General features: G+C 75.8%; 5 protein-coding genes. 2 read left to right on the forward strand and 3 right to left on the reverse strand.

Features of this window, described 5'->3' with window-relative positions; all coding sequences use genetic code 11:
* Positions 1–137: 137 nt before the first annotated feature.
* The 3 genes from ACI795_RS19345 to ACI795_RS19355 form a co-directional block, all read right to left on the reverse strand.
* Complete coding sequence (locus ACI795_RS19345) at positions 138–1,385, reverse strand: SPFH domain-containing protein (RefSeq protein ID WP_457077290.1); 1,248 nt, start codon at positions 1,383–1,385, stop codon at positions 138–140.
* Between the two features lie 84 nt (positions 1,386–1,469).
* A complete protein-coding gene (locus ACI795_RS19350; RefSeq protein WP_457077291.1) occupies positions 1,470–1,943 on the reverse strand; it encodes a GNAT family N-acetyltransferase in 474 nt (157 codons plus the stop codon).
* Positions 1,944–1,950: 7 nt separating this feature from the next.
* Positions 1,951–2,382 (reverse strand): NfeD family protein, encoded by a 432-nt coding sequence (locus tag ACI795_RS19355; RefSeq protein ID WP_457077293.1) that lies wholly within the window; start codon positions 2,380–2,382, stop codon positions 1,951–1,953.
* Positions 2,383–2,483: 101 nt separating this feature from the next.
* On the opposite strand from ACI795_RS19355, the gene ACI795_RS19360 reads away from it, so the two are divergent.
* Entirely contained in the window at positions 2,484–3,224 is a 741-nt protein-coding gene (locus ACI795_RS19360; protein WP_457077295.1) for a hypothetical protein, read from the forward strand.
* Between the two features lie 42 nt (positions 3,225–3,266).
* On the forward strand, positions 3,267–4,071 hold an 805-nt coding region (locus ACI795_RS19365), incomplete at its 3' end, for a DNA polymerase III subunit beta family protein (RefSeq protein WP_457077296.1).

Raw genomic sequence — 4,071 nt, forward strand, 5'->3', positions numbered from 1 at the left:
CCCCCCCCCCCCCCCCCCCCCCCCCCCCCCCCCCCCCCCCCCCCCCCCCCCCCCCCCCCCCCCCCCCCCCCCCCCCCCCCCCCCCCCCCCCCCCCCCCCCCCCCCCCCCCCCCCCCCCCCCCCCGGCGTTCAGTGCGTCAGGACGGCGGCAGCTCCAGCGGGTCGTCGTCCCCGGCGCGGTTGCGCGGGTCGGCGGCCGGGCCGCTCTCCTGGACGTCCTGCTTCACCTGGGACAGCGGCGGGGGCGTCGGGATCTGCGGCGCCGTCTCGGCCGGCTGGTCGGCGATGCTGGACAGCGAGATCTTGGCCTCGGGCTGCTCGGCGGCCGGCGGCAGGTTCGAGTCGAACCAGTTGCTGGTGTCCAGCGACGACGCCGACGGCTGGGTCGCACCCGCGCCCTGCCCGCCGGACGGTGCGTCGACGTCCAGCCAGCTGCGTGCCCCCTCGCCGTCGTCGCCACCGCCCAGCTTGGACAGCCCCTCCAGCGCCTTGCTGAACTCGCTGGGCACGATCCACATCTTGTTGGCGTCGCCCTGGGCGATCTTCGGCAGCGTCTGCAGGTACTGGTAGGCGAGCAGGCCCTGGTCGGGCTTGCCGTCGTGGATGGCCTGGAACACCGTCTCGATGCTCTTCGCCTGCCCCTGCGCCTGCAGGAACAGCGCGGCGCGCTCACCCTCGGCCCGCAGGATCCGGCTCTGCCGCTCGGCCTCGGCGTCGAGGATCGCGGCCTGCTTCTTGCCCTCCGCGGAGAGGATCGAGGCGGCCTTCTGGCCCTCGGCCGTCGTGATCGCCGACTGCCGCTGGCCCTCGGCGGTCAGGATGACCGCGCGCTTGTCGCGGTCGGCGCGCATCTGCTTCTCCATGGAGTCCTGGATGGACGGCGGCGGGTCGATCGCCTTGATCTCCACCCGGGCCACCCGCAGACCCCACGGGCCGGTGGTGCCGTCGAGCACGGTGCGCAGCTGGGAGTTGATGCCGTCCCGGCCGGTCAGCGCGCCCTCGAGGTTCAGCCCACCGACCACGTTGCGCAGCGTCGTGGTGGTCAGCTGCTCCATGCCGGTGATGTAGTTCGCGATGCCGTACACGGCCAGGCGCGGGTCGGTGACCTGGAAGTAGACGACGGTGTCGATGCCGACCTGCAGGTTGTCGGCGGTGATCACCGGCTGCGGCGGGAACGAGATGACCTGCTCGCGCAGGTCGATGGTGGCGCGCACCCGGTCGACGAACGGCACGAGCAGCGCCAGGCCCGGCGACAGGGTGCGGCTGTAGCGGCCGAGCCGCTCGACGACCTTGGCCTGCGCTTGCGGGACGATCGTCACGCTCTTCGCCAGCACGAAGACGACGAGCACGGCGATCACGATCAGGGCGATCAGGGCGGCATCCACGCGGTCTGCGCTCCGTTCCTCGGTGGTGCGGAGCCCTGATCCTGCCTTCCAGGGCCCCCCGACGTCACGACCGGCCGCGCGGTGTCACCCGATCTCGGCCCGGACCGGCCAGTACCGGTATCCGGTCACCCACAGCCCGGGCAGCACCTCCGTGTCGCCGGTGGTCACGAAGCCCAGCCGCTCGTACAGCGCCCGGGCCGGACGGTTGCCGCGGCCCGTGGAGACGACCGTGGGGCGCTCTCCGGCCAGCTGGAGGGTCCGGCGCACGAGGGCCGTGCCGATGCCCTGACGGGCGGCGCCGGGCGACACCACGAGCCGGTCGAGGTCCAGCAGTCGCGGCGACTCCGTCCACGCGACGGCACCGACCAGGCGGGTGTCCGACCACGCGCCGATCCAGGCGAGCGGCGCCGCGCGCAGCTCTGCCAGCCCCTCCCCGAGCGGCGGGATGCGGTCGTCACCGATCAGCGCGGCCTCGACCGCGTAGGCCTCGTGCTGGAGCTGCAGCAGATCCCTGGCGAGCTCCTCGTCCGTGGCCGGCCCGACCCCCCGGAGCTCCACCCCCGCGTCAGAGGTGGCTGACGTAGGCGATCGGTCCCTCGATCTGCACGATGCGCACCGCGGCGCCGACCTCGTAGGCCTCTCCGTCGAGCTGGGTGCGGGCGGTCCACTCGTCGTCACCGAGCCGGACCCGGCCGTCGGTGTTGTCGACGCGCCGGCTGACCACGGCCTCCCGGCCGACGTAGGTCGCGACGCCGTCGATCTGCTCGGGCGTGCGATCGACGAGGTGCCGCTTGGCGATCGGGCGGACCACCACGAGGAGGCCCGCGGCGACGACGACGAACGCCAGCAGCTGGAGCCACACCTCCCCACCCAGCAACGCGACGCTCATGCCGCCCAGGGCGCCGCCGGCGAACATGAGCAGCACCAGGTCCAGGCTGGCGACCTCACCGGCCGCGAACAGGCCTGAGGCGATCAACCAGAGCAGCCAGGCGGGCACCCCCCGAGTCTGGCACGCGGTGCTGTGCCCGGCCGCTCGCTGCGCCCCGCGTGCCGCCCACCCGGGCGCGACCACCCGGCGCCGTCGTAGCCTCGGTCACCGTGCACGATCTCGCCGCCGGCCGTCTCGCCGTCTGGGCCACCGCCTGGCTCACCGGCCGTTCCTCCTTCGACGAGGCGCTCGACGCCGTCACCGGGGACACCGCCCACCGGGTCGTCGGGATGCCCGGCACCGACGAGGCCGTCCCGCTCGGCTGGGCGCTGAGCGCGCTGCGGGGGCTCGGCGAACAGCGGCTCCACCTGGCGTTGCCGGCGCCCGGGGACACCCGCGGGGTGCCCGCCGTCCCCGCGCTCACCGCGCTCGCGCTGGAGTCCGGGCAGGTCGCGGTGGGCAGCCAGGTGGCGCTGGTGCCCGAGGAGCTGGGCACCGAGATGGTCGCCTGGACCGCCGTGCCGCTGGACCCCACCCGACCGGCCGCACCCCCCGCCGAGGGGACGCTGCGCGCGGCCTCCGGCGCGCTGGATCTCGCCGTCGGGGACGCCGCCCGGACGCTGGCCTCCCTGGACCTTGCCCGCTGGCACCCTGAGGTCCCCTCGCTGCTGGCCGGGCTGGCCAAGGGCGTGCGCGCGCCCGGGCTGCCGGGCGACCACGACCCGCTGGCGGTGTCGGTGCTCGGCCGGGCGCAGCGGCTCCGGCAGGTGCTGGACCTGGCGATGGCCGATGCGCCCGGCGCGGCGGTCACCCACGCCCAGGCGGCAGCCCGGGACGAGGCGCTGCGCCCACTGGCCACCGCCGTCCGCGAGGCGACGGTCGCCGCCTACAACTGGGTGCCGAGGGACTGAGCGGTTGACCTTCGAGCCGCTGGAGACAGCACCATCGGCGGCATGGCCCCTCCCGACCCGTTGCTCCAGATCGGCGCCTTCGCCCGGCTGACCGGTGTGACACCCAGCATGCTGCGCTTCTACGCCGACTGCGGGCTCCTCGCCCCGGCGCACGTCGACCCGGTGTCCGGGTACCGCCGCTACTCCCCCGACCAGGCCGACCGGGTGCGGCTGGTCCGCCGGCTCCGCGAGCTCGGGCTGCCGCTGCCGACGGTGGCCCGGACGCTGGACGCACCGCTCGCCGAGGCAGAGGCGGTCATCCGGCACCGGGTCGAGCAGCTGGCGCGGGACCTGGACTCCGCGCAGACCAGCGCTCGCGCCGCGGTGCGGCTGCTGCAGCAGCGCACGGGCTGGACGTCGGTGTCCGCCGCAGCGCTGGCCGCAGCGGTCGGCCGGGTGGCACCGGCGGCCGAGGGCTGTCCCGAGGCGCCTGTGCTGGCCGGCGTGCTGCTGGAGCTCACCCCCGGAGAGCTGGAGCTGGTGGCCACCGACCGCTTCCGGCTGGCCGTGCAGACCCTGCCGGCCCGCGGCCCGGCCGGGCAGACCCGCCTGGTGGTCCCGGTCGCGGCGATCGAGGCACTGGCAGGGTGGGCCGCCAGTGCGGACACGGTCGGGCTCCGGGTCGACGGGAACCGGCTCACCGCCCGCCGGGACGACGGCGCCGTCCGGGAGGTGGAGTCGCTGCCCGGCCGGTACCCGGACCACCGGCTGCTGCTGACCGGCCTCGGCCCGCCGGTCACCCGGGTCGCCGCGGCCCGCGGGGACCTGCTGGCGGCGCTGGACGGGTCGGCGGTCAGCCGGCTGACCG

It is taken from the genome of Modestobacter sp. SYSU DS0290 (genome assembly GCF_054050955.1).